Below are 23,449 nucleotides of genomic sequence, written 5' to 3'. Positions count from 1 at the left end.
TCTACAATAACGAACGTCCACACATGTCGCTGAACAACATGACTCCACATCAGGCAGCCTCTTGTATGGGTAAAATACAGAAAAAATGGATCAGTTTTAGAGAAAAGTATCTAGAAAATTTGGAAATTCAAGAAGGAGCATGTACCTTTGCACCGCAAACCCTGAATATGATTGAACGGCTTTCCGTGGAGCCTATTCAACAAAAACAAGGGTTAAAAGAGAATTGTTCAACTTCTGTCAGGGATAAGAATTTAGGTACCCAATAGGCATTCAACCAATGGCAGGGTTAAGTTAAAAACCATTCAACTTTTTCTAGGGAAGTACAAACTGTTAGGATTCTGAACAAGCGAACGCAGGTACGCAGGTACATTTCCTACATTAAACATTGAACATTGAACATTAAACATTGAACATTATGGAACAGATAATTCAATTAAATGCAAATGCAAAACTCTCCGAGCACTTGGCTTCGCCGAGTGAGGCTGCGCTCGGCCATTCGAACAAGCTCGATGGCTCTCACTTATCGCCTAACTTTACGCTCGGGGAGATGACGAGAAGTAATTCTCATCCCGCCGCTCGGCTTCGCCGCTTGGCTCGTCCAAGAATAAGCATGGCGCCATGTGGCTGCATTTTGCAGTGAGGAAGTCTGGTAATAGGCGCAAAATTATGTTTATTAATGCTTAATTAGTTGGTGGAATGGAATATATTTTGTATCTTTGCACCCATAAATGATGAAAATACAGGATGAAACTATATAGCGACGAGGAGTTAGCAGAGATTTTAGATCAGGATATATTCCACCAAATAAGTGAGGCCGCAGACCATCTGGGGATGGAATGCTATGTTGTGGGGGGATACGTTCGAGATATTTTTCTGGAACGTCCCTCGAACGACATAGATGTAGTGGTGGTAGGTAGCGGCATCAAGGTGGCCGAAGAACTGAAACGCATGGTGGGCAAGAAGGCGCATCTGTCTGTGTTTAAGAACTTTGGCACGGCGCAGGTTAAATTTACGAGAAAGGACGAGCGAGGAAGGAGGAAGGAGATAGAAGTGGAGTTTGTGGGCGCCCGAAAGGAGAGCTACAGCCACGACTCGCGCAAGCCTATCGTAGAAGACGGTACGCTGGAAGATGACCAGAACCGTCGCGACTTCACCATCAACGCCATGGCAATCTGTCTGAACAAGAACCGTTTTGGTGAGCTGGTAGATCCGTTTAACGGACTGGCCGACCTGGAGGATGGCATCATAGCCACACCGCTGGAGCCGGGCATCACCTTTAGCGACGACCCGCTGCGCATGATGCGTTGCATCAGATTTGCTACACAGCTGAACTTTGAGATAGAACCGGAGACCTTTGAGGCGCTACAGCGTATGGCCGACCGCATCAAGATAGTAAGTGGCGAGCGCATTAAGGACGAGCTGAACAAGATTATCATGGCGCCTCACCCCAGCATAGGCTTTGAGTACCTGCAGCGAAGTGGACTGCTACAGATAATTCTGCCTGAACTCTCGGCTCTGGATATCGTAGAAGAGAAGAACGGGCGCAGGCATAAGAATAACTTCTATCATACGCTGGAGGTGTTGGAGAATGTGGTTGCTCAGACCGACAACCTGTGGTTGCGATGGGCGGCGATACTGCACGATGTGGGTAAAACCAAGTCGAAGCGATGGGATGGCAACATAGGCTGGACATTCCACAACCACAATCTGATAGGTGCCAAGATGGTGCCGCAGATATTCCGCAGACTGATGCTGCCCATGGACATGAAGATGAAGTATGTGCAGAAGTTGGTGGAGATGCACATGCGCCCCATCGTGATAGCTGATGACATCGTGACCGACTCGGCTGTACGTCGACTGCTGAACGATGCAGGTGAAGATATCGAAGACCTGATGACACTGTGTGAGGCCGACATCACATCGAAGAACGAGGTAAGAAAGAAGATGTTCCTAGAGAACTTCCGCACGGTGCGCGAAAAGCTGACCGATCTGAAGGAGAAGGACTACGTTCGCCTGTTGCAACCCGTGATAGACGGTAATGAGATTATGGAGATGTTCAACCTGAAACCCAGCAGAGAGGTGGGTACACTGAAGCAGTATCTGAAGGATGCCGTATTAGATAATAAGGTGGAGAACGAGCGTGAGCCACTGATGGCACTGCTGATGGCAAAAGCAAAAGAAATGAAACTGATATAAACTGTTATGAGGAAACTACTAACTATTATCGGAATTCTGCTGTCTATGCAGGTGTGGGCAAATCCTGTGGATGATTTGCTGGAAAGAATTGATGCTGGTGCATCGAAGAAGTTTAAAACCCAACTTGTGAAGAGCGACAAGGACTTCTTTGAGCTTGACCAACAAGGGCAGAAGGTGGTGATTCGCGGCAACACGTGGGTGAACATCGCTTCGGGACTGAACTGGTATCTGAAGTATTATGCCGGCGTACACCTCTCGTGGAACCAGATGCAGGCCAAACTGCCTGCTGTGATGCCAAAGGTGGCTAAGAAGGAGCGCCACGAGACTGACCTGACACTGCGTTACGACTTTAATTACTGCACATTTAGCTACTCGATGGCGTTCTGGGACTGGAAACGCTGGGAGAAAGAGATAGACTGGATGGCCCTGCACGGCATCAACCTGCCACTGGCTATTGTGGGCGAGGAATGCGTGTGGCGCAACATGCTGCTGAAGCTAGGATACTCGGAGAAAGAGGTGGGCGAGTTTATTGCCGGACCTGCTTTCCTGGCCTGGTGGGAGATGAACAACCTGGAAGGGTGGGGCGGACCACTGCCCACATCGTGGTATGCCCGACAGGAGAAGCTGCAGAAACAGATTCTGGCTCGTATGAAGCAGTTGGGTATGCACCCTGTGCTGCCTGGCTACTGCGGTATGGTGCCTCATGATGCCAAGCAGCGACTGGGCCTGAATGTGGCCGATGCAGGGCTGTGGAACGGATTTCAGCGTCCAGCCAACCTGTTGCCTACTGATGAGCGATTCTCAGAAATTGCCACCTTATATTATAATGAGTTGACAAAACTCTTCGGCAAGGCCGACTACTACTCGATGGACCCCTTCCATGAGAGTAACGACGACCCATCGATAGACTACGCCAAGGCTGGTGAGGCTATGATGCAGGCCATGAAACGAGTGAACCCCAAGGCTGTGTGGGTGATTCAGGGATGGACAGAGAACCCACGCCCGCAGATGGTGGACGGTATGAAGACGGGCGACCTGTTGGTGCTCGACCTGTTCTCGGAGTGTCGCCCCATGTTCGGCATCCCCAGCATCTGGAAGCGCGATGAGGGCTACAAGCAGCATCAGTGGCTGTTCTGCTTGCTGGAGAACTTTGGTGCCAATGTAGGATTGCATGGCCGCATGGATCAGCTGCTTGATAATTTCTACGGTGCAAAGAAGAATTGCAAGGGCATCGGCTTCACGATGGAGGGTAGCGAGAATAATCCTGTGATGTTCGAACTGATGAGTGAGTTGCCTTGGCGCCCAGATAAGTTTACCAAGGAGGCTTGGATAAAGGATTATGCAAAGGCGCGTTATGGCGTGGAAGATGCAGCTATCGAGAAAGCATGGCAGATACTTGTTGCTTCTATCTATAACTGTCCTGCAGGCAACAATCAGCAGGGCCCTCACGAGAGTATCTTCTGTGGGCGTCCAACGCTGAACAACTTCCAGGCATCGAGCTGGTCGAAGATGAAGAACTACTACGACCCTGCCTGCACCAAGGAGGCAGCACGACTGATGAACAGTGTGGCTGAGAAGTATCGTGGTAATAATAATTTTGAGTACGATCTGGTGGATATCACCCGTCAGGCACTGGCCGATCAGGCTCGACAGCAGTATCAGCACACCATTGCCGACTATAAGGGCTTTGCACGCAAGGCGTTTGACAAGGACGCCAAGCGATTCCTTGACATGCTGCTGATGCAGGACAAGCTGCTGGGCACTCGTACTGAGTTCCGTGTGGGTCACTGGACTCAGAATGCTGTGAATGCAGGTAGCAATGCTGCCGAGAAGAAACTATATGAATGGAACGCGCGCGTACAGATAACCACTTGGGGTAACCGCTACTGCGCTGATACAGGTGGACTGAGAGATTATGCCCACAAAGAGTGGCAGGGACTGCTGAAGGACTTCTACTATGTGCGCTGGAAGGCTTATTTCGATGCACTGGCAGCACAGATGAAGGCTCAGACCGGTCCACAACCAGAGCTGCTAGGTGGTGGTCCAAATGCCACTAAGACGGCTGCAGAGCTGTTTGCAATGGCATTGCCACAGGAGGTGAAACTTGACTATTACGCCATGGAGGAGCCCTGGACGCTGGATCAGACTCCATACTCTGCCGCTCCCGAAGGCAGCCCCGTAGACGTGGCAAAAGAAGCGATGAAATTAATAGGAGAATAATTAATCCGTAAAATCCGTATAATCCGTAGGTATAAATGAAAAGTCAAAGATTATTTTCGCTTGATATATTGCGTGGTATCACCGTGGCAGGAATGATACTGGTGAACAACGGTTGGGGAGAGTCGTTCGAGATGTTGGGGCACTCTGAGTGGAACGGCATGACACCATGCGACCTGGTGTTTCCATTCTTCCTCTTTATCATGGGTATATCGTGCTACCTGTCGCTGGTGAAGAGCGAGTTTAAGCCCACACCACAAGTGATACGCCGAGTAGTGAAGCGTACGGTGTTGCTGTTTGCCATCGGACTGTTTATCAACTGGTTCGATCATGCCATCGAGGGTGATCTGTTGTGTTTCGGACATCTGAGAATATGGGCTGTGATGCAGCGAATTGCACTGTGCTACGGTATCGTGTCGCTCTTTGCTCTTTTCTGTAATCATAAATACATATTGCATACCATCGCCGGACTGCTGGTGATTTACGCTGCCATACTGTTGCTGGGCAATGGCTATGCCGAGGATTCCAGCGTGAATGTGCTGGCTCAGGTTGACCTGAACCTGTTTGGCTATGACCATCTCTATCATAAGGGGCCTGTTGACCCTGAGGGACTGGTGGGTACTATCTCATCGGTGGCTCATGTGCTGCTGGGATTCTACTGCGGTATGCTTATCAAAAAGCGTGAGACAATTGAGCAGAAGGTGATAGCCCTGTTTGTGGTGGGTGCTATCGGCGTGATAGCTGGCTATCTGCTGAGCTACGGACTGCCTCTGAATAAGCGCATCTGGAGCCCTAGTTACGTGCTGATGACTTGTGGACTGGCATCGCTGCTGCAGGCACTGCTGATGTATGTGATCGACCTAAAAAATAATGTTCAATGGACCACCTTCTTCCACGTGTTCGGTGTCAATGCTTTGGCACTATATGTGTCGAGCGAATTGTTGGCTATTTTGTTGGGAAATATCGGAGTGTCGGAGATGGTTTACAACGCCATTCACGCCGTTGTTCCTGCACTTAAATGGGCATCGTTGGCATATGCTATTTACTTTGTATTGCTGAATTTTGCCATCGGCTATGTGCTCTACAGAAAGAAAATCTATATTAAACTATAGTATATTTGTATTATAAATTAATTTCTTAAAAAACAACTGTTATGAAAAAAATCTTAATGGTAATTAGTGTGCTGATGTTCAGCATCACATCTTTCGCACAGGTTGGTAAGACAACATGGAGTGGTCATTTTAACTATATGATCGACTCGCCTAACAACGCAGGTATCGGTGCTAACGTAGGCTATGAGTTCATGAATAATGTTCGTGGTGTTGCCCAGTTTGACTATTTCTTCAAAAAGAGTGGTGTTAGTGCATGGAACGTTGGTGTTAATGCAGAATATCTGTTCCGTATTCCTAGCAGCCCTGTTATTATTTATCCTCTGGCTGGTCTGAACGTACTGGGATGGAGTGGCGAATCAAGCGATTCTAAACTTGGCCTGAACATCGGAGCTGGTATTGAAGTGCCTCTTAATAGTAGCCTGGGCTTCAAGGCTGAGTACAACTATAAGACTCAGTACGATGGCTTGAGTACACTTAGCCTCGGCTTGGTGTTCCCATTCTAAACAATAAACTTTGTTAAAAAAACATCGTTTAGGATATATCTTTAGATATATTTTTCGTATCTTTGCACCCCGAAAACTGCACGTGATTCGTAAAGTTTTCGAGGTGTATTTTTTGGGAAATAAATTAGATACAAATAAGTAGTATGATGAAAAGTAAGTTTTTGGTTATGGCTGCTGCAACGCTGGTTTTGGCGTCGTGCGGCGGCGGTGGTGGTCGCCCAAGTTTTGGCGATAACGAGTATCCTGTAACTACAGTTGGTACTCAGAGTTCAACTACTCAGACCACTTATCCTGCAACTATCAAGGGTGTGCAGGATGTACAGATTAGCCCAAAGGTGGCTGGTTTTATTACACAGATTAATGTGAAAGAGGGTCAGACAGTAGGCGCTGGTCAGGTATTGTTTGTGATTGACAATGTGACCTACCAGGCACAGGTACGTCAGGCTCAGGCTAGCGTTAATACGGCAAAGGCAAGTGTGAACACTGCCAAGTTGAGTTTCGAAAACTCACAGAAGTTGCACGATAATGGTGTGATTGGTGACTTTGAGTTGCAGAGTGCAACCAATCAGTACGAGCAGGCCAAGGCTGGTCTGGCTCAGGCAGAAGCATCGCTGGCATCGGCTAAGGAGATGCTGAGCTACTGCTACGTAAAGAGTCCTGCTGCTGGTGTGGTTGGTACCCTGCCATATAAGGTAGGTGCACTGGTAAGCACCGGCAACGTGCTGACAACCGTATCAAACAACTCGTCGATGGAGGTCTACTTCTCAGTGACTGAGAAAGACGCTCTGGAGATGAGTAAGATGGCTGGTGGTCAGAAGGCTGCTATCGAGAAATTCCCTGCTGTGAAGTTGCAGCTGGCCGATGGTTCTATCTACGACCTTGAGGGAACAGTAACCAAGATGAGTGGTGTGATCGACGCCGCTACTGGTTCGGTTCAGCTCATCGCCCTGTTCCAGAATCCTCAGCGTGTGCTGAAGAGTGGTGGTTCAGGCTCTATCATTATCCCTCATAGCAATACTTCGGCTATTATCATTCCTCAGGCTGCTGTTGCTCAGGTACAGAACAAGAAGTTTGTTTACCTGCTGGGTAGCGACAATAAGGTGAAGTACAGCGAGATTAAGGTTGCCCCACAGAACGATGGCAACAACTTTATTGTTACCGAGGGTCTGAAGGCTGGTGATAAGTATGTTACCAATGGTATCACCAAGTTGAATGATGGTATGGAGATCGTTCCTATTACCCCAGAGCGTTATCAGCAGAAGATCAGCGAGCAGGCTAAGGCCATGACCGCAGGAGACATCGTATCTTCGATGAAGAAGTAATTAAGAGTTAAGAATTAAGAGTTAAGAAAATGACTTTTACTAATTTTATAAAGCGCCCGGTACTCTCTACGGTAATATCTATTCTTATCGTAATTCTGGGATTTATCGGCCTGGTGTCGCTGCCTATCGAGCAGTACCCGAACATTGCGCCTCCTACGGTGTCGGTGTCGGCTACATACACTGGTGCTGATGCTGAGACAGTGAAGAACTCTGTTTTGGCACCACTTGAGGAGAGTATCAACGGTGTAGAGAACATGACGTATATGGAGTCGACCGCCTCTAACCAGGGTTCGGCTCGTATCACAGTATATTTCAAGCAGGGCATCAACGCCGATATGTGTGCTGTAAACGTACAGAACCGTGTGTCGGCTGCTCAGGCACTGCTGCCTGCCGAGGTAACTCGTGTGGGTGTAACCGTAACCAAGCGTCAGTCATCACAGGTTATCATGTACGCTTTGGTTTCTCCTGATGGACGCTACGACGATGAGTTCCTGACCAACTACGCTAACATCAACATCATTCCTGCTCTTAAGCGTGTAACAGGTGTAGGTGATGTTATGAGCCCAGGTATGAAGACTTACTCTATGCGTATCTGGCTGAAGCCCGACGTGATGAAGCAGTATAACCTGATGCCAAGCGACATTAGCGCTGTGCTGGCCGAGCAGAATATCGAGGCTGCACCTGGATCATTTGGTGAGCTCAGCAATGTGGCCTACGAATACACCATGCGTTACACTGGTCGCCTGAAGACTCAGGAAGAGTTTGGTAACATTATCATTACCACTACAAACACTGGTCAGACACTTAAACTGAAGGATGTGGCTCGCGTAGAGCTTGGTGGACTGATGTACTCAGTATCAATGAAGGATAATAATGCTCCTTCAGTGATGGGTATGGTTCAGCAGGTGGCTGGTTCAAATGCTACCCAGATTGCTCGCGACTGTAAGAAGGTGCTCGATGATCAGGCTAAGTTCTTCCCCCCAGGTGTTGAGTATCGTATTAACTACGATGTAACCGAGTTCCTGTTTGCCGCTATCGAGGAGGTTGTATTCACACTGTTCCTCACCTTGGCACTGGTATTCCTAGTGGTTTACATCTTCCTGCAGGACTTCCGTTCTACTCTTATCCCTCTTATCGCCGTGCCTGTATCACTGGTAGGTACATTCTTCTTCCTGAATGTGATGGGCTTTACCATCAACCTGCTGGTACTCTCGGCATTGCTGCTGGCCATCGCCATCGTGGTGGACGATGCCATTGTGGTGGTAGAGGCGGTACACGCCAAACTGGATCAGGGATATAAGAACGCTCTTACCGCATCTATCGATGCCATGAACGAAATCTCGGGCGCCATCATCTCTATCACTCTGGTAATGGCAGCTGTGTTCATTCCTGTTTCGTTCATTGGTGGAACCAGTGGTACGTTCTATCGTGAGTTCGGCGTAACAATGGCTATCAGTATCGTTATCTCGGCACTTAACGCCTTGACTCTGTCGCCTGCACTTTGTGCTATCTTCTTGAAACCACACGATAAGGACGGTCATGCGAAGAAGATGTCGGCTATCGACCGTTTCCATACCTCATTCAATACAGCATTCGAGACTACTACAAATAAATATAAAGGTGTAGTTGAAAAGTTGGTAAAGAAACCTATCACAACAGGTATCATCGTTGTAGTTGGTATTGCTGCCCTGGTAGTATCAATGAGCACCACCAAGACTGGTTTGGTGCCCGATGAGGATACTGGTACATTGTTCTGTACCATCACCATGCCTCCTGCAACATCTGCTGCCCGTACTACCGAGGTCATCAACCAAATTGACTCTATCCTTGCTGCCGACCCAGCCATCCAGAGCCGTGAGCAGTTGCAGGGTTATAACTTCATTGCTGGTCAGGGTACCGACCAGGCTACATTCATCATCAAGCTCAAGCCGTTCGAGGAGCGTCAGAAGGGCTTTTGGTGGAAGGTTGCCGGTTTGTGGCAGGGCGACGGTATCTACCGTTTCTTCCTGAACCCATACGATGCAAGCGGTGTCTTGGCTCAGATCTATCTGAAGACAGCTCATATCAAGGATGCATCTATCATTGCCTTCCAGCCACCTATGGTGCAGGGTTTCTCTCTGACTAGTGGTGTTAGCTTGGTTATGCAGGACCGTACCGGTGGCGACCTGGGACGCTTCTATGAGGTAGTGAAGGATTATCTGGCAGAACTCAATAAGTGTCCTGAAATCCAGATGGCCCAGACATCTTACAACCCTAACTATCCACAGTACATGATTCATGTGGATGTGGCTAAGTGTAAGCAGAGTGGTATTACACCACAGACCATCCTGAGTACACTGCAGGGTTACTATGGTGGACTGTACGCTTCGAACTTCAATGCATACGGAAAACTGTATCGTGTGATGATTCAGGCCGATCCTTCTTGCCGTATGACTCCCGAGTCGCTTAATAGTGTTTATGTACGCACGAGTGCAGGAATGGCTCCTGTTAACGAGTTCTGCTCTCTTGAACGTGTCTATGGTCCTGCCAACATCAACCGTTTCAACCTGTTCACATCTATCAATGTAACAGCAACGGTTAACAGTGGCTATTCTACTGGAGATGCCATTAAGGCTGTTGAGCGCGTGGCTGCAGAGAACCTGCCACAGGGCTATACTTACGAGTACTCTGGTCTTACACGTGAAGAGGCTAATGCCAGCAGCTCTACTGCACTTATCTTCGTGCTGTGTATCGTGTTCATCTACCTCATCCTGTCAGCCCAGTACGAGTCGTATATCCTACCTCTGTCGGTAATCCTCTCAGTACCATTCGGTCTGGCTGGTGCATTCATTTTCACACAGTTGTTTGGTCATGCCAACGATATCTACATGCAGATTTCGCTCATCATGCTGATTGGTCTGTTGGCTAAGAATGCCATTCTGATTGTTCAGTTCGCACTTGAGCGCCGCCAGACAGGTATGGCCATCTCGTGGTCGGCTGTTCTTGGAGCTGCTGCCCGTCTGCGTCCTATCTTGATGACATCTCTGGCCATGGTTATCGGACTGCTGCCAATGATGTTCGCCAGCGGTGTAGGTAAGAATGGTAACCAGACACTGGGTGCTGCTGCCGTGGGTGGTATGTTGATTGGTACTATCCTGCAGATCTTCGTGGTTCCTGCTCTGTTCGTTATCTTCCAGACCTTGCAGGAGAAGATCAGTCCGCTGAAGTTCGACGATGAGGAGAATGAGGAAGTGGCTGCCGAGCTGGCTCAGTATGCACATAAGAAACATGAGGACTACGAGCTGGAAAAGTGAATAGTGAATAACGAATAGTGAATAGTTATGAAGAAACTTATGATATTCATGTCCGCAGCTTTGCTGCTGTCAAGCTGCGGACTCTATAACAAATATGAGCGTCCGGAGGTGGATACCAAGGGGTTGGTGCGCGACACACAGTCGCTGACCGATACATTGGCTGTTCAGGATACTACCACATTCGGTAATATGCCTTGGCGCAGTGTGTTTACAGATCCACAGCTGCAGGCGCTTATCCAGCAGGGACTTGACAATAACCCTGATCTGCTGAATGCTGCCCTGAATGTGCAGATGGTTAACGAAGCACTGAAAGTGGCTAAGTTGGCTTTCCTGCCATCAGTAGCTATCAGTCCGCAGGGAACACTTTCGTCGTTCGATGGTGCTGCTGCTACAAAGGCTTATTCATTGCCTATATCAGCCAGTTGGAATATTGACCTGTTTGGCAATCTGCTTAGTGTTAAGCGCTCTGCTCAGATGCAGCTCATTGCTACTCAGGACTACCAGACAGTGGTAAAGACCAACGTGATTTCTACTATCGCCAACCTGTATTACACCCTGCTGATGATTGATCGTCAGATGGAGATTGTAACAGATATGGAGGCACTGACCAAAGAGACTTGGGAGAAAATGCAGTTTATGCACGACAACCGCGTGGGCTATCGCTCAACAGCTGTTCAGAGTGCCGAGGCTGCTTACTATCAGGTTCAGAGTCAGCGTGTAGACCTTGAGCGCCAGATGCGTGAGACTGAGAATTCGCTCTCGCTGCTGCTGGGGCAGCCTGGTCAGGCTATTCCACGTGGTAAGTTCGATAATCAGTCGCTGCCCACAGAGTTCTCTACAGGTGTAGGCATCCAGATGCTGGCTAACCGTGCTGATGTGCATCAGTATGAGATGGCTCTGGCACAGTGCTTCTATGATGTAGAGACTGCCCGTAGTAGGTTCTATCCAAACATTACCATCACTGGTACTGCAGCCTTTACTAACAACAATGGATTGGTTAATCCTGGCAAGTGGTTGCTGTCGGCTGTTGGTTCGCTGGTACAGCCAGTATTCCAGCACGGACAGATTGTGGCTGGTCTCAAGGTGGCTAAGATGCAGTATGAGCAGGCCTTCAATAAGTGGCAGAACTCTATCTATAAGGCTGGTAATGAGGTTAGTAACGCTCTCGTAGCTTACAACTCTTATGCCCAGAAGGCAGAGCTTGACGGCAAGCGCGTGGAGGTGCTCAAGAAGAATGTTGAGGACACCAAGAAGCTGATGGAGTCATCTACCAACACTACCTATCTTGAGGTTATCACCGCCCAGAGCAATCTGCTTAACGCCGAGATCTCTGAGGTAAGTGATCAGCTCCAGAAGATGCAGGCCGTGGTTAGTCTATATCAGGCATTAGGCGGAGGTGCTAAATAAGTGAATAGTGAATAGTGAATAGTGAATAATTATGGCAAGTGAAATTAGTCCAAAAGCCGAGATAAGCCCCAAGGCTAAGATTGGCGACAATTGTAAGATATTCCCCTTCGTATATATCGAAGACGATGTGGTGATAGGTGATAACTGTATCATCTTCCCATTCGTCAGCATCTGCGATGGCTCTCGTATCGGAAACAACAATAAGATCCATCAGGGTAGTGTCATCGCTGCCTTGCCACAGGATTTTAACTTCCGCGGCGCTAAGTCGTTTGTCGAGATTGGTGATAATAATGTGATTCGCGAAAACGTGGTGATTAACCGTGGTACTCAGAAGGATGGTGTTACCAAGATTGGTAATCATAACTTCCTGCTGGAGGGTACTCACATCAGTCATGATACCGTAGTTGGTACTAACTGTGTGTTTGGTTATGGCACTAAGGTGGCAGGCGACTGTGAGATAGGTAACGGCGTTATCTTCTCATCTGGTGCTATCCAGAATGCTGGTACCCGTGCTGGTGATCTCTCGCTGATTCAGGCTGGTTGCACCTTCTCGCACGATGTTCCTCCATACGTCATTGCCGGTGGTACTCCTATGGAGTATGGTGGCCCAAATACCACTATCATGAATTATGCAGAGATTGATCCGAAGGTTCAGAAGCATATTGCTAATGCTTACCGTTTGTTGTTCCACGGAAAGACCAGTGTGTTCGATGTTGTTAATCAGATTAAGGAGCAGGTTCCTGATAGTCCTGAAATCCAGAACATCATACACTTCCTGGAAAATACCAAACGAGGTATTATGTGTAAGTAATAAGCCAAAAAAGATTCCCGAAAGTTTGTTCTTTCGGGAATTTTTTGTTAATTTTGCACCCGAAACTTAAAAAATCAATTACTAATCAATGAAGAGAACGTTACTTCTGCTAAATGCAATTATTTCATTATCAGTAGTCTATGCAGCTTCTGATCCTGTAGCTGCTGAGCAGATGGAAATGTTGCAGAGACGCTCACAATTTACTAATGGCGGTATTGCTATGGTGGTGTGCATCGGAGCACTGTTGGTGTTCCTAGTGGTTAACAACCGTTGGCAGCATCGTCTGGAAGTAAAAAACCTTCAGTTGCAGCGTGAACGTAATGTGGTGGTGGCTCAGAACAAGCAGCTAGCCATAGAGCGCGACCGTGCTGAGGCAGCCCTGCAGGCTAAGACGGCGTTCCTTCGTAGTATGACGCACGAGATACGTACGCCACTGAATGCCATCAACGGCTTTACTCAGGTACTCACTATGACTGGTGTTGAGATACCGGAAGCTGAACGTCTAGACTTTAGTCAGCGTATTCAGGAGAATACCCGCCTGCTTACAAATATTCTCGACGATCTGATTCTGATATCAGATACTGAGAGTGGTGCCGACCTGCCTGACCCCGAACAATGTATCGCCGCCTCTATCATCACTCAGGCCAGGGATACTGTAGAACCGATAGTTGCTAAGGGTGTAGAACTGAAGTGTAGCTGTATGATGCCTGAAACAGAGATGATAACCACTCGTCCGCACATGATAAACCTGATACTTACCAAACTGCTTGATAATGCTGCCAAGTTTACTACTCGCGGTAGCATAACCATCAGTATGGATAAGGTGGACGATAAACTGCACTTTGCTGTTGCAGATACAGGTCCTGGTATACCATGCGATAAGCGTGATTACATCTTTGAAAGATTCTCGAAACTTGATAGTTTTATGCAAGGAGCAGGTCTCGGCCTTTCAATAGCACGTATGATAGCTGAGCGCCTTGGTGGAACACTAACACTCGATGCCAGCTACGTTGGTGGCTCAAAATTTGATCTAATCATTCCAATTGACAATAAAGCATGAAAGACAAACTCCTGTCGCTAGTAGGATTCTCGTCACAACGCGACGATTTAAGAACAGAAATAATCTCTGGCATAACCACCTTCTTTACCATGGTTTACATCTTGGCTCTGCTGCCAGCTATGTTTGCACCGCTAGGGCCAAAGGGATTTCCTGTTGAATCCATGTTTACCGCTACTGCCCTTTCGGCCATCGTTGGTACACTATTGATGGCGTTTGTGGCTAAGCGACCTTTCGGACTTGCCCCAGGACTTACTCTTAATGTGTTTTTCATCGAAACCGTTTGCATATCGTTAGGTTACCCATGGCAGTTTGCACTCACGGCAGTGCTTATAGAGGGAATCCTGTTTATACTGATCTGTATCAGTAGCCTGCGCCGTATCATTTTCGAGATGGTGCCTACATCACTGAAGTACGCTATTGCAGCAGGTATCGGTTTCTTTGTGGCAATGATAGGTTTTAAGAATAGTGGTATTCTGGCTAATGGTACAATTTTTAATCATCTTGATACGCTCGCCACACCATCGTCGCTGCTTTTCCTGTTGGGATTGATTCTTACGGGTACATTCTTTATTATGCGTTTTCGTGGCAGTCTGCTGCCAAGCATTATTATCATCACATTTATCGGCATTCCGTTTGGCGTTACGCAGATTCCTGATAACATATTCTGTTTGCCGCCATCACCAGCACCATTGTTTTGCCGGTTCTCGTTTGATTTTATTTTCTGGCCCGACTTTTGGGTGTGCGTGTTGACCATGCTGTTCTTCGATGTGTTCGATAGTCTTGGTACTGTTGTGGGCGTAATGGCATGTTCGGGCATTATCCGAAAAGACGGCCGAATTCCTCATTTGCGTCGCATTATGCTTAGCGACGCCATCGCAACGGTTACTGGTGCTTGCTTGGGTTGTAGTACTGTTACTACCTATGTAGAGAGTGCTACAGGTTTCGCTGAGGGTGGTCGTACAGGTCTTTCTGCCTTTGTGGTGGCTATATGCTTCGTGATAAGTCTGTTTCTGGCGCCGTTGTTCCTTGCCATACCAAATGCTGCTACTGCACCAATCATGGTTATCGCCGGACTCTACCTGTTCGGCATCGTGCGCCACATCAATCTTGATGATATCAAAGAGAGTTTCCCTGCCTTCCTTACCATCCTGTTGATGCCAATTACGGGTAGTATTACCGATGGTATCATCCTTGGTCTCTTTACCTACATCATCCTGTCTTTTATCAGTTCTTGGATTAACAAGAAGAAGGATTTGATTTAATATGACGCTGTGCAGGGGATGCCAGCGGCAATGACGCGGTCGCGGATGGCGTCGAGTTGTTCGTGGGTGGCCTTTTCCAGACCTTTCACAGGTGTTTCGCGGTCGATGGTGTAAATCATCACCTGCTGGGGTGCAATCTGTTTTACAGCCTCAAGCCAAGGAGATACATATTCATCGCTGGTATTGTCGACAGAATGACCGTTGCATTGGCCTTGCATAAACATGGTTTGAATGATAACATGGCCATTAAACGCCTTTAGTCGTTCAATAATCTGCAGGACATCATAGGCTCCATGAGGTTGGTCTACCTTTTTAATATATAAGGGGTCTATGGTATCGAGTTTAAGAATATTGTTATCCACCCGCATTAATGCATCGTGAACTTCTGGGCGGTGGATCATGGTAGAGTTGCTGAGCACAGATACTTTGGCTTGCGGACAATACTGATTACGCAAGCGGATGACATCGTCGATGATTTCGGGAAAGTGTGGATTACATGTCGGTTCACCATTGCCAGCAAAGGTAAGCACATCAGGTAATTGTCCATCAGCAGTCATTTGTTTCAGTTTTTCTTCAAGTTTAACGGCTACCTCCTGGCGAGTTGGCATGGGTAGAGTAGGGCGGTGTGTCTCGTTGAGACCACATTCGCAATAGATGCAGTTAAAACTACATACCTTACCATCGGCAGGTAAGAGGTTTATGCCGAGTGAAATGCCCAAACGGCGACTGTGTACGGGCCCAAATATAGGCGATGGATAAATAATTGTACTCATAACGGCTGCAAAATTACAAAAAAATATATGTTCTTATGTACATATGTCTAAAAAAATATGTATCTTTGCAGCCGAATTCAAATTTTTACGTACGTAAATTAATGAAAAGACGAAAAAAATATGCTGGCAACCGTCGTGGTGTGCAGTTGGTTACGCTTTGCATAAGTACTGCGATGGTGCTGGTTCTTCTTGGGCTGGTGGTGTTCTCGGTGCAAACCAGTCGTAATCTGTCGCAGTGGGTGAAGGAAAACCTTACTGTGACTGTTATGCTTAGCGATGATGTGAGCGTGAATGGTGCAAAATTGTTGTGCCGTGACCTTTATCATCGTCCTTACTCTAGAAATATTGATTACATCAGCAAGGAACAAGCGCTGAAGGAGCAGACTGAGGCTATGGGATCTGATCCATCGGAATTTCTCGGTGTAAACCCATTCCCTGCTACACTCGAACTGCAACTAAAGTCGGATTATGCTAATCGCGACTCACTAAAGTGGATAGCTAAAGAATTGCAGAAGAACCCAAAAATTACTGATGTGGCTTATCAGGTGGATCTAATGGATAGTGTGAATCGTAATCTCACTAAACTGAATCTGCTATTACTTGGACTGGCAGTGTTGCTGACGTTTGTCTCGTTCTCGTTGATAAACAACACGGTAAGGCTTAGTGTGTACTCTCGTCGATTCTTGATTCATACCATGAAATTGGTGGGCGCATCTTGGAGCTTTATACGCAAGCCGTTTATGAATCAAGCTCTGTTTGTGGGAGTGATTGCTGCCTTGCTAGCTATCGCTGTGTTGGGTGGACTGTTTTACGGACTGTATTATTATGAGCCCAACATCATTACCGTTATTACATGGCGTGAGTTAACAATCACTGCCGTGGCTGTTCTGCTGTTTGGTATCATCATTACGGCGGCTTGCTCATATATCTCAGTTAATAAATTTCTCCGCATGTCGGCTGGAGAACTATATAAAATATAAAATGGAGAAAAAGAATTTTGCATTCGACAAGACCAACTTTATTTTGTTGGCAATCAGTATGGCCATCGTAGTAATTGGCTTCCTGCTGATGGTAGGTCCAAATTCATCGGATACCGTATTCGAACCAGACATCTTCAGTGCGCGCCGAATTAAGGTAGCTCCAATCGTATGTTTGGTTGGCTTTGTGTCGATGATATATGCAGTAGTTAGAAAACCAAAAGATATAGAATAAGAAATGGATTGGATAGAAACAGTTATTATTGCCATCATTGAGGGCTTAACAGAATTCCTGCCAGTATCATCGACTGGACACATGATTATTGCACAGAATCTGCTGGGAGTGCCTCAGGGTGATCCGTTTGTACATGCATTTACATTTATCATTCAGTTTGGTGCCATCTTGTCGGTGGTATGCTTGTATTGGAAACGATTCTTCCAGTTTGACAAAACACCAGCACCAGAAGGTAGTTCGTTGCTGAAGCAACTGAAGCACAGATTCTACTTCTACTGGTTGTTGATAGTAGGTGTGCTGCCTGCTGTGGTTATTGGTCTGGCTGCCAAGAAGTCTGGTCTGCTTGACTGGCTGCTTGACAGTGTAGAGGTGGTGGCTGTGATGCTGGTTTTGGGAGGTGTATTCATGCTGTTCTGCGACAAACTGTTTAACAAAGGCAGTGAGGAGAATAAAGTTGACGAGCGCCGTGCGTTTAAGATCGGATTGTATCAGTGTATATCGGTTATTCCCGGTGTATCTCGTTCGATGGCAACCATCGTGGGCGGTATGACCCAGGGACTAACACGTCGTCGTGCTGCCAAGTTCTCTTTCTTCTTGGCTGTGCCTACTATGGCCGGTGCAACACTGCTCGATTTGCTCGACTTGTTGAAGGAGGACACTGCATGGGCCACAACTCATAACATAACCATGTTGCTGTTGGGTTGCGTGATAGCATTTGTGGTGGCACTGCTGGCTATGCGTTGGTTTGTTGACTATCTTACAAAATACGGATTCAAGGCCTTTGGTATTTATCGTATTGTAGTAGGCTCAATCATTATTATATTGCTGCTTACCGGTCATTCACTTGCAATGGTTGATTAATGAATTTCCAAGAAGGCGCATACATATATATCAACAAGCCCTATCGCATGTCGAGTTTCGGGGCGCTGGCACATATCAGATATGTGTTGTCAAAGCGTCTACATGTGAAGCGTGTAAAGATGGGGCATGCAGGAACACTTGATCCGCTGGCAACTGGTGTATTGGTACTCTGTACTGGTAAGGCCACGAAGCAGATAGAAACGTTGCAGAAACATTCGAAGGAATATACTGCCACATTGCAGCTGGGAGCTACAACACCAAGCTATGATTTGGAGCATGAGGTTGACCAGACATATCCAACAGAACATATCACCCGTGAACTTATAGAGCAAACACTGCCTAAGTTTGTTGGCGATATCATGCAGCGTCCACCGTTGTTCTCGGCATGTAAGGTTGGTGGCGACCGTGCTTACGAGTTGGCCCGAAAGGGAAGTGATCATCAGTTAGAACCTAAGCCCATCCGTATAGACGAGATAGAACTGATGAATTTTGACCCAGAGAAAATGCTGTTGCAGATACGTGTGGCATGTGGAAAGGGTACGTATATCCGCTCGTTGGCTCGTGATATCGGAGAAGCACTTGGTAGTGGTGCACACTTAACGGCACTATGCCGTACCCGAGTGGGCGATGTGAGAATAGAAGACTGTCTGACGTTTGACAGCTTTCCAGAATGGTTGGAAGAACAATTGTCGGATCATGAAATAGTAAAATCGTAAAATTAAGATATGAAGTTATCACAGTTTAAGTTTAAATTACCTGATGAGCAGATTGCACTTGAGCCACCTTATCATCGTGACGAGTGCAAACTGATGGTGTTACATCGTAAGAGTCAGAAGATAGAGTCGGGACTTGATTTCCGCAATGTCCTTGACTATTTTGACGAGGAAGATACCTTTATCTTTAATGATACCAAGGTTTTTCCTGCTCGTTTGTATGGCACTAAGGAAAAAACAGATGCAAAGATTGAGGTGTTCTTGCTGCGTGAGCTTAATGCAGACCAGCGCCTTTGGGATGTATTGGTTGAGCCTGCACGTAAGATTCGTATTGGAAACAAACTGTTTTTTGAAGACGACGGCCCAATGGTTGCAGAGGTTATCGACAATACCACTAGCCGCGGACGTACACTGCGATTCCTCTATGATTGTCCACACGATGAGTTCAAACGTGAACTCTATGCATTGGGCGCTGCTCCACTGCCACGTTATATCATTGATAAGCGTGATGCTACCGAGGAGGATATGGAAAGATTCCAGACTATCTATGCAAAGAATGAGGGTGCTGTAACTGCTCCTGCTACTGGTCTGCACTTCAGTCGTGAACTGATGAAGCGTATGGAGATTAAGGGTATTAATTTTGCCTTTATTACCTTACATTGCGGATTGGGTAATTTCGATGCAATCGAGGTTGAGGATCTTACTAAACATAAGATGTCGAGTGAGCAGATGTTTATTCCAAAGGATGCGTGTGATATTGTAAACAAGACCAAAGAGAATGGACATCGCGTATGTTGTGTGGGTGTTAGTACTGCTCGCGCCACCGAAAGCGCCGTAGGTACCGACGGATTGCTGAAGGAATTCGAGGGATGGACTAATAAGTTTATTTTCCCACCATACGAGTTTGGCCTTAGCAACGCACTTATCGGAAACTTCTACCACCCAGAGTCGCCAATGATGATGACTGAGGCTTCATTTGTGGGCTACGACCTGCTTTATGAGGGTTATCAGCGTGCTCTTAAGGAGGACTATAAGTTTGGATGCTACGGTGATGCACTTTTGATGCTTGACGATTAATGCATAAGATATATCTGGGATTAGGTAGTAATCTCGGTGATCGAAAAGAGAACCTTGCTTGCGCAATTCGCCTGATCGGCGAAAGGGTAGGCAAGGTTCTTCGTGTGTCATCGTTTATAGAAACAGAGCCTTGGGGGTTTAAGTCGGATAACGTTTTTGTAAACGCTGTGATACTATGTGAAACCGAACTGTCTCCCCGTCAGGTGCTTCGCTCCACACAAAAGATAGAGCGAGAGATGGGACGCCAGAAGAAAAGCAATGATGGCGGCTATGCTGATCGATGTATAGATATAGACATATTGCTATATGATGATCTGAGGGTGGATGAACCCGACTTGCAGATTCCCCACCCCCTGATGCTGAAGCGTGACTTTGTGATGATCCCGCTTCGGGAAATAAGAGATTGAATTGATATTTAGAATTTGTAATCTATACCCACGCCAATCACATGATTGGTGCGGCTGTATGTTTCTAAACCATAGCTGGTTTGTTTGTCGTAATCGCTGTACAGTGTGCAGAAGTAGCTCACGTTCAGGCGCATCTTATCGCTGATGTTCCAGGCACCACCGCAACCTACACTGTAGCTGTCGCAGGCAAACGAGGTGTTCTGCTGATAACCATCAGAGAGACCGTAGTCAGTGCGCTGACCACCACAGCTTACTGTGAATTTGTCGTTGATGTCCCACTCGATACCAGCCAGGATTTCGTGAGTACCATGGGTTAACTCCTTCTGACGGTCGTTTGCCATCTGGGCATTCTTGTCGTCGAAGAAGTGATACTCCAAAGCTGCGCGCAGATTCTTGTTAAACTCATATCCAGCAGCTATGCTAAGCATGGCAGGCATATCGTAGCGTGTCTTTACGCCGTCCTGATAAGGCTGGATGTAGCCACCCAACGAACTCTCAACCTTGGTGCGGATGCTCTGTGCCATTGCAATGGCTGTCTCTGCTGGCAGAGCGCCTGCAGCAACCAATTGCGCCAGTGGCTCCTCAACAAGTGTGGCGGTGTTTAAGTTGGCGTTCAGACTGTTTGTCTCGTTCTTGGTCTCAATCTTTGTGCGGAACTCATAGCGAGCACTCAGCGTGAGTGGACCTTTATGGAATGCTAAGCTAACAATAGGAGTAAAACCCCATCCCTTCTGGTCTACATCCAGCGAAAGATTTGCCAGTTCGCCCAGTGTTGACTGCGCTGCTTTTACGTGGCCACGATAGTAGCCATCGTAGTAGTTGGCACGGATTCCAACAGCTGCCGAGAGGCAATCAATAATCTTATAGGTGAAATTCAACTGTCCACCATAGATATACTGCTTTCCCTTCATCTCAGCGTCGTACTGGTCGGGTGTTACTACAGGAGCGAATCCACTGGTAGCGTCCGACAGACTCTGTGTCAGCGAGGTTATTGTGCCACCCAGCAGTGCGTTGAACATGGGTACACCCTCTTTGTACTCAACAAAGCCACCGCTGCCCACAATGCCAATCATGGTTGAGAGGGCCCAGCGATCTTTCTTATACGAAGCAAATAAAGCTGGAACGATAGGTGCTGAGGCTTTGCCTTCATAAGTGTGACTACCTACAGATGTGGTCAGCTCGATGTCGCGGTACTGCCAAGGTTTCTGAAAGTTAAGGGAGAGCTGCCAACCTTCGTGTCCCCAAGCCAAACCAGCAGGATTGCTATAGGCGGCGTCAATCTCAGTTGATGCGCCACGGGCGAACATACGGTCGAAAGCTATATGGTAGTTTGTGTTGGTCATAAGTCCACCTGCGTGGGCTGTGGCTGATGTGGCGATAGCCACAATAGCTGTGATAAGTAATTTTCTCGTCATTTTCTTCTATGTTCTTTTATTTCGGCTGCAAAGGTAACCAAAAATAATTAAACTTGTGAGAAAATGACGAGAAAAATACCAAAAAAGAACAATTTATTGCTCAGAACACTTCATAAAGTGATCTAAAAGCCATTTTTTCTGTTCAAGAATGGTCATATTGCTGTTGTCGAGTTCGATGGCATCATCCGCTTTACGCAATGGACTAACTTCGCGATGAGAGTCGATATAGTCGCGCTCTTCTACATTCTTTAAGATATCGTCGAAATCTGCTGGCATACCTTTGGCCTTCAACTCATCAAATCGACGCTGAGCACGAACCTGAGCAGAGGCAGTTACGAAAATCTTCAGTTCAGCATCAGGAAATACGGTAGTTCCAATATCGCGACCATCCATAACCACGCCCTTGTCCTTACCCATTTGTTGCTGCTGGGCTACCATCGCTGAGCGTACAAATGGCACTGCAGCTATAGGGCTAACGTGATTACTGACTTCGAGTGAACGGATTTCTTTCTCAACACACTCTCCGTTAAGATATGTGTCAGGGCGACCTGCCTCGGCATTGAACTTGAACGAAATTTTGATGTTAGGCATCTCCTTCTCGAGTTCGGCTGTTTTAACACTGCCATCCTCATTAAAAAGATTGTTGCGCAGGGCATAGAGTGTTACGCTGCGATACATGGCGCCTGTGTCTACATATACATAACCCACCTCACGGGCTAGATCTTTGGCCATCGTACTTTTTCCGCACGAGCTATGGCCATCAATTGCAATAGTTATCTTCTTCATAATGTGTATGATATATTAATCAGTAGTGATGATGTACTAACGTGGTACTTTCCCCAGCCCAAATGAAGTTTAAAACGCTGAAGCGAGAGACCAGCACCAAGTGTTAATCCTGCTCCATGGGCTGATGAGCCGTCGTTGTCGGTAATCGACATTTGCTGAGCTTTGCGGAAGTTGTAACCAACGGCTAAATAAATATTATCGCCAAGAAGTACGTCGGCTCCGATGGCCAGATGGCGTCCGAAGGTTTCGTCCCAATCTGTTAGTCGACTAAGTGTGGCATGGAATCGCAACGGAGAATTCATGAGGCGTTTGCTTACGCCCACTTGAAGATCAAAGGGTATGCGTTCAAACTCATCCTCATATGCCTTAATCTGTCCGCCAAGATTTCGAGCCACAGCCGAGAGACTCCAGCCATGATTGATATCCAGATAGTTTATACCCAAGTCAACCCCTATGGCTAGCGAGTTATAGTTGGCAATGGTAGATGTGATGAACTTGGCGGTAATGCCACCGCAGATTCTGTCGGTAAGCTCGTATGCAAATGTTCCACCTATAGCAATGTCGCGAGCAGAGAATTTTCCTATATTCTCGTTAAATTCAGTAGTTTGGTTAATCCTTCCATAATCCATCAGTTGAGCAGAAACGCCCCATGAAGCACGTTCCCCTGCCAGTTTTACAAACGATGCGCTGACATTCTTAGCACCCTCCATATAGGTCATATAGTTTAGATTGATACTATTGTCGCTAACACCACTGATAAGTGCAGGATTATGGAATATCATCGTTGCATCGTCCTCAGCTAGTGATATGTTCTCGCCACCAACGGCTGCTACATGCGCACTAACAGGAAGCCTAAGGAAGTTGTAGGCAGTCTCACTTTCCTGAGCACTAACTGTTGTTAATGTACAGGCGAGTGTTAGGGCTATGATAATCTTTCTGATGTTCATTTATCCTAATTTGGTCGCAAAGATAGCAAAAAAACTTAATATATACCTATTTTACCGGAAAAATAACTATCTTTG

The 23,449-nt window shown here is 47.0% G+C and carries 20 protein-coding genes and 1 pseudogene; 17 read left to right on the top strand and 4 right to left on the bottom strand.

The features are described 5' to 3' along the window. From BUB86_RS01195 to BUB86_RS01145, 11 genes and pseudogenes are all read left to right on the top strand, one after another. Positions 1-266 (top strand): annotated as a pseudogene (locus tag BUB86_RS01195) (hypothetical protein); the annotation flags it as partial. A gap of 478 nt (positions 267-744) precedes the next feature. Continuing rightward, positions 745-2,196, top strand: coding sequence for a CCA tRNA nucleotidyltransferase (locus tag BUB86_RS01190; RefSeq protein ID WP_073204041.1), 1,452 nt, complete (start codon positions 745-747; stop codon positions 2,194-2,196). 6 nt (positions 2,197-2,202) lie between these two features. Next, positions 2,203-4,416, top strand: coding sequence for an alpha-N-acetylglucosaminidase (locus tag BUB86_RS01185; RefSeq protein WP_073204039.1), 2,214 nt, complete (start codon positions 2,203-2,205; stop codon positions 4,414-4,416). A gap of 35 nt (positions 4,417-4,451) precedes the next feature. Then, the gene (locus BUB86_RS01180; protein ID WP_073204035.1) at positions 4,452-5,525 is read left to right on the top strand and encodes an acyltransferase family protein; all 1,074 of its coding nucleotides are present in this window, start codon (positions 4,452-4,454) and stop codon (positions 5,523-5,525) included. 41 nt (positions 5,526-5,566) lie between these two features. Further along, the gene (locus BUB86_RS01175; RefSeq protein ID WP_081373018.1) at positions 5,567-6,028 is read left to right on the top strand and encodes an outer membrane protein; all 462 of its coding nucleotides are present in this window, start codon (positions 5,567-5,569) and stop codon (positions 6,026-6,028) included. Positions 6,029-6,171: 143 nt separating this feature from the next. Continuing rightward, entirely contained in the window at positions 6,172-7,350 is a 1,179-nt protein-coding gene (locus BUB86_RS01170) for an efflux RND transporter periplasmic adaptor subunit (RefSeq protein WP_073204029.1), read from the top strand. A gap of 29 nt (positions 7,351-7,379) precedes the next feature. Beyond that, positions 7,380-10,643 carry an efflux RND transporter permease subunit gene (locus tag BUB86_RS01165; protein ID WP_073204026.1) on the top strand — a complete coding sequence of 1,088 codons (3,264 nt, stop codon included), beginning with the start codon at positions 7,380-7,382 and terminating at the stop codon, positions 10,641-10,643. A 27-nt stretch (positions 10,644-10,670) separates the two neighbouring features. Continuing rightward, positions 10,671-12,050 (top strand): efflux transporter outer membrane subunit, encoded by a 1,380-nt coding sequence (locus BUB86_RS01160; RefSeq protein ID WP_139261265.1) that lies wholly within the window; start codon positions 10,671-10,673, stop codon positions 12,048-12,050. A 31-nt stretch (positions 12,051-12,081) separates the two neighbouring features. Next, positions 12,082-12,861, top strand: a complete 780-nt coding sequence (lpxA, locus tag BUB86_RS01155) for an acyl-ACP--UDP-N-acetylglucosamine O-acyltransferase (protein WP_073204020.1) — start codon at positions 12,082-12,084, stop codon at positions 12,859-12,861. A gap of 88 nt (positions 12,862-12,949) precedes the next feature. Beyond that, on the top strand, positions 12,950-13,921 hold the full coding sequence (locus BUB86_RS01150) for a sensor histidine kinase (protein ID WP_073204017.1): 972 nt from the start codon (positions 12,950-12,952) through the stop codon (positions 13,919-13,921). Then, on the top strand, positions 13,918-15,183 hold the full coding sequence (locus tag BUB86_RS01145) for an NCS2 family permease (protein ID WP_073204013.1): 1,266 nt from the start codon (positions 13,918-13,920) through the stop codon (positions 15,181-15,183). The genes BUB86_RS01150 and BUB86_RS01145 overlap by 4 nt, the downstream gene beginning before the upstream one ends. Here the strand turns inward: BUB86_RS01145 and BUB86_RS01140 are convergent. Beyond that, complete coding sequence (locus BUB86_RS01140) at positions 15,180-15,956, bottom strand: radical SAM protein (protein ID WP_073204009.1); 777 nt, start codon at positions 15,954-15,956, stop codon at positions 15,180-15,182. The two genes, BUB86_RS01145 and BUB86_RS01140, sit on opposite strands and share 4 nt — an antisense overlap. Positions 15,957-16,057: 101 nt before the next feature. Between BUB86_RS01140 and BUB86_RS01135 the strand changes: the two genes are divergently transcribed. Genes BUB86_RS01135 through folK form a run of 6 tightly spaced genes read left to right on the top strand, consistent with a single transcriptional unit; the run spans position 16,058 to position 20,226 of the window. Further along, entirely contained in the window at positions 16,058-16,936 is an 879-nt protein-coding gene (locus BUB86_RS01135; RefSeq protein WP_073204006.1) for a cell division protein FtsX, read from the top strand. Between the two features lies 1 nt (position 16,937). Further along, the gene (locus tag BUB86_RS01130) at positions 16,938-17,168 is read left to right on the top strand and encodes a DUF3098 domain-containing protein (RefSeq protein WP_073204003.1); all 231 of its coding nucleotides are present in this window, start codon (positions 16,938-16,940) and stop codon (positions 17,166-17,168) included. 3 nt (positions 17,169-17,171) lie between these two features. Then, positions 17,172-18,029, top strand: coding sequence for an undecaprenyl-diphosphate phosphatase (locus tag BUB86_RS01125; RefSeq protein ID WP_073204000.1), 858 nt, complete (start codon positions 17,172-17,174; stop codon positions 18,027-18,029). Continuing rightward, a complete protein-coding gene (truB, locus tag BUB86_RS01120) occupies positions 18,029-18,745 on the top strand; it encodes a tRNA pseudouridine(55) synthase TruB (protein ID WP_073203996.1) in 717 nt (238 codons plus the stop codon). Before BUB86_RS01125 ends, truB begins: the two co-directional genes overlap by 1 nt. 9 nt (positions 18,746-18,754) lie before the next feature. Then, a complete protein-coding gene (gene queA / locus BUB86_RS01115) occupies positions 18,755-19,819 on the top strand; it encodes a tRNA preQ1(34) S-adenosylmethionine ribosyltransferase-isomerase QueA (RefSeq protein ID WP_073203993.1) in 1,065 nt (354 codons plus the stop codon). Next, positions 19,819-20,226, top strand: coding sequence for a 2-amino-4-hydroxy-6-hydroxymethyldihydropteridine diphosphokinase (gene folK, locus BUB86_RS01110; protein WP_073203990.1), 408 nt, complete (start codon positions 19,819-19,821; stop codon positions 20,224-20,226). Before queA ends, folK begins: the two co-directional genes overlap by 1 nt. An 8-nt stretch (positions 20,227-20,234) precedes the next feature. Here the strand turns inward: folK and BUB86_RS01105 are convergent, their stop codons facing one another. From BUB86_RS01105 to porQ, 3 genes are all read right to left on the bottom strand, one after another. After that, on the bottom strand, positions 20,235-21,641 hold the full coding sequence (locus tag BUB86_RS01105) for an OmpP1/FadL family transporter (RefSeq protein ID WP_073203986.1): 1,407 nt from the start codon (positions 21,639-21,641) through the stop codon (positions 20,235-20,237). Between the two features lie 93 nt (positions 21,642-21,734). After that, on the bottom strand, positions 21,735-22,427 hold the full coding sequence (cmk, locus tag BUB86_RS01100; protein ID WP_073203984.1) for a (d)CMP kinase: 693 nt from the start codon (positions 22,425-22,427) through the stop codon (positions 21,735-21,737). Continuing rightward, a complete protein-coding gene (porQ, locus tag BUB86_RS01095) occupies positions 22,424-23,368 on the bottom strand; it encodes a type IX secretion system protein PorQ (RefSeq protein WP_410543922.1) in 945 nt (314 codons plus the stop codon). Before porQ ends, cmk begins: the two co-directional genes overlap by 4 nt. Positions 23,369-23,449 lie beyond the last annotated feature (81 nt).

This window comes from Xylanibacter ruminicola, from assembly GCF_900142525.1.
Classification (GTDB): domain Bacteria; phylum Bacteroidota; class Bacteroidia; order Bacteroidales; family Bacteroidaceae; genus Prevotella; species Prevotella ruminicola_A.
This window is presented reverse-complemented; position numbering and strand designations above follow the sequence as displayed.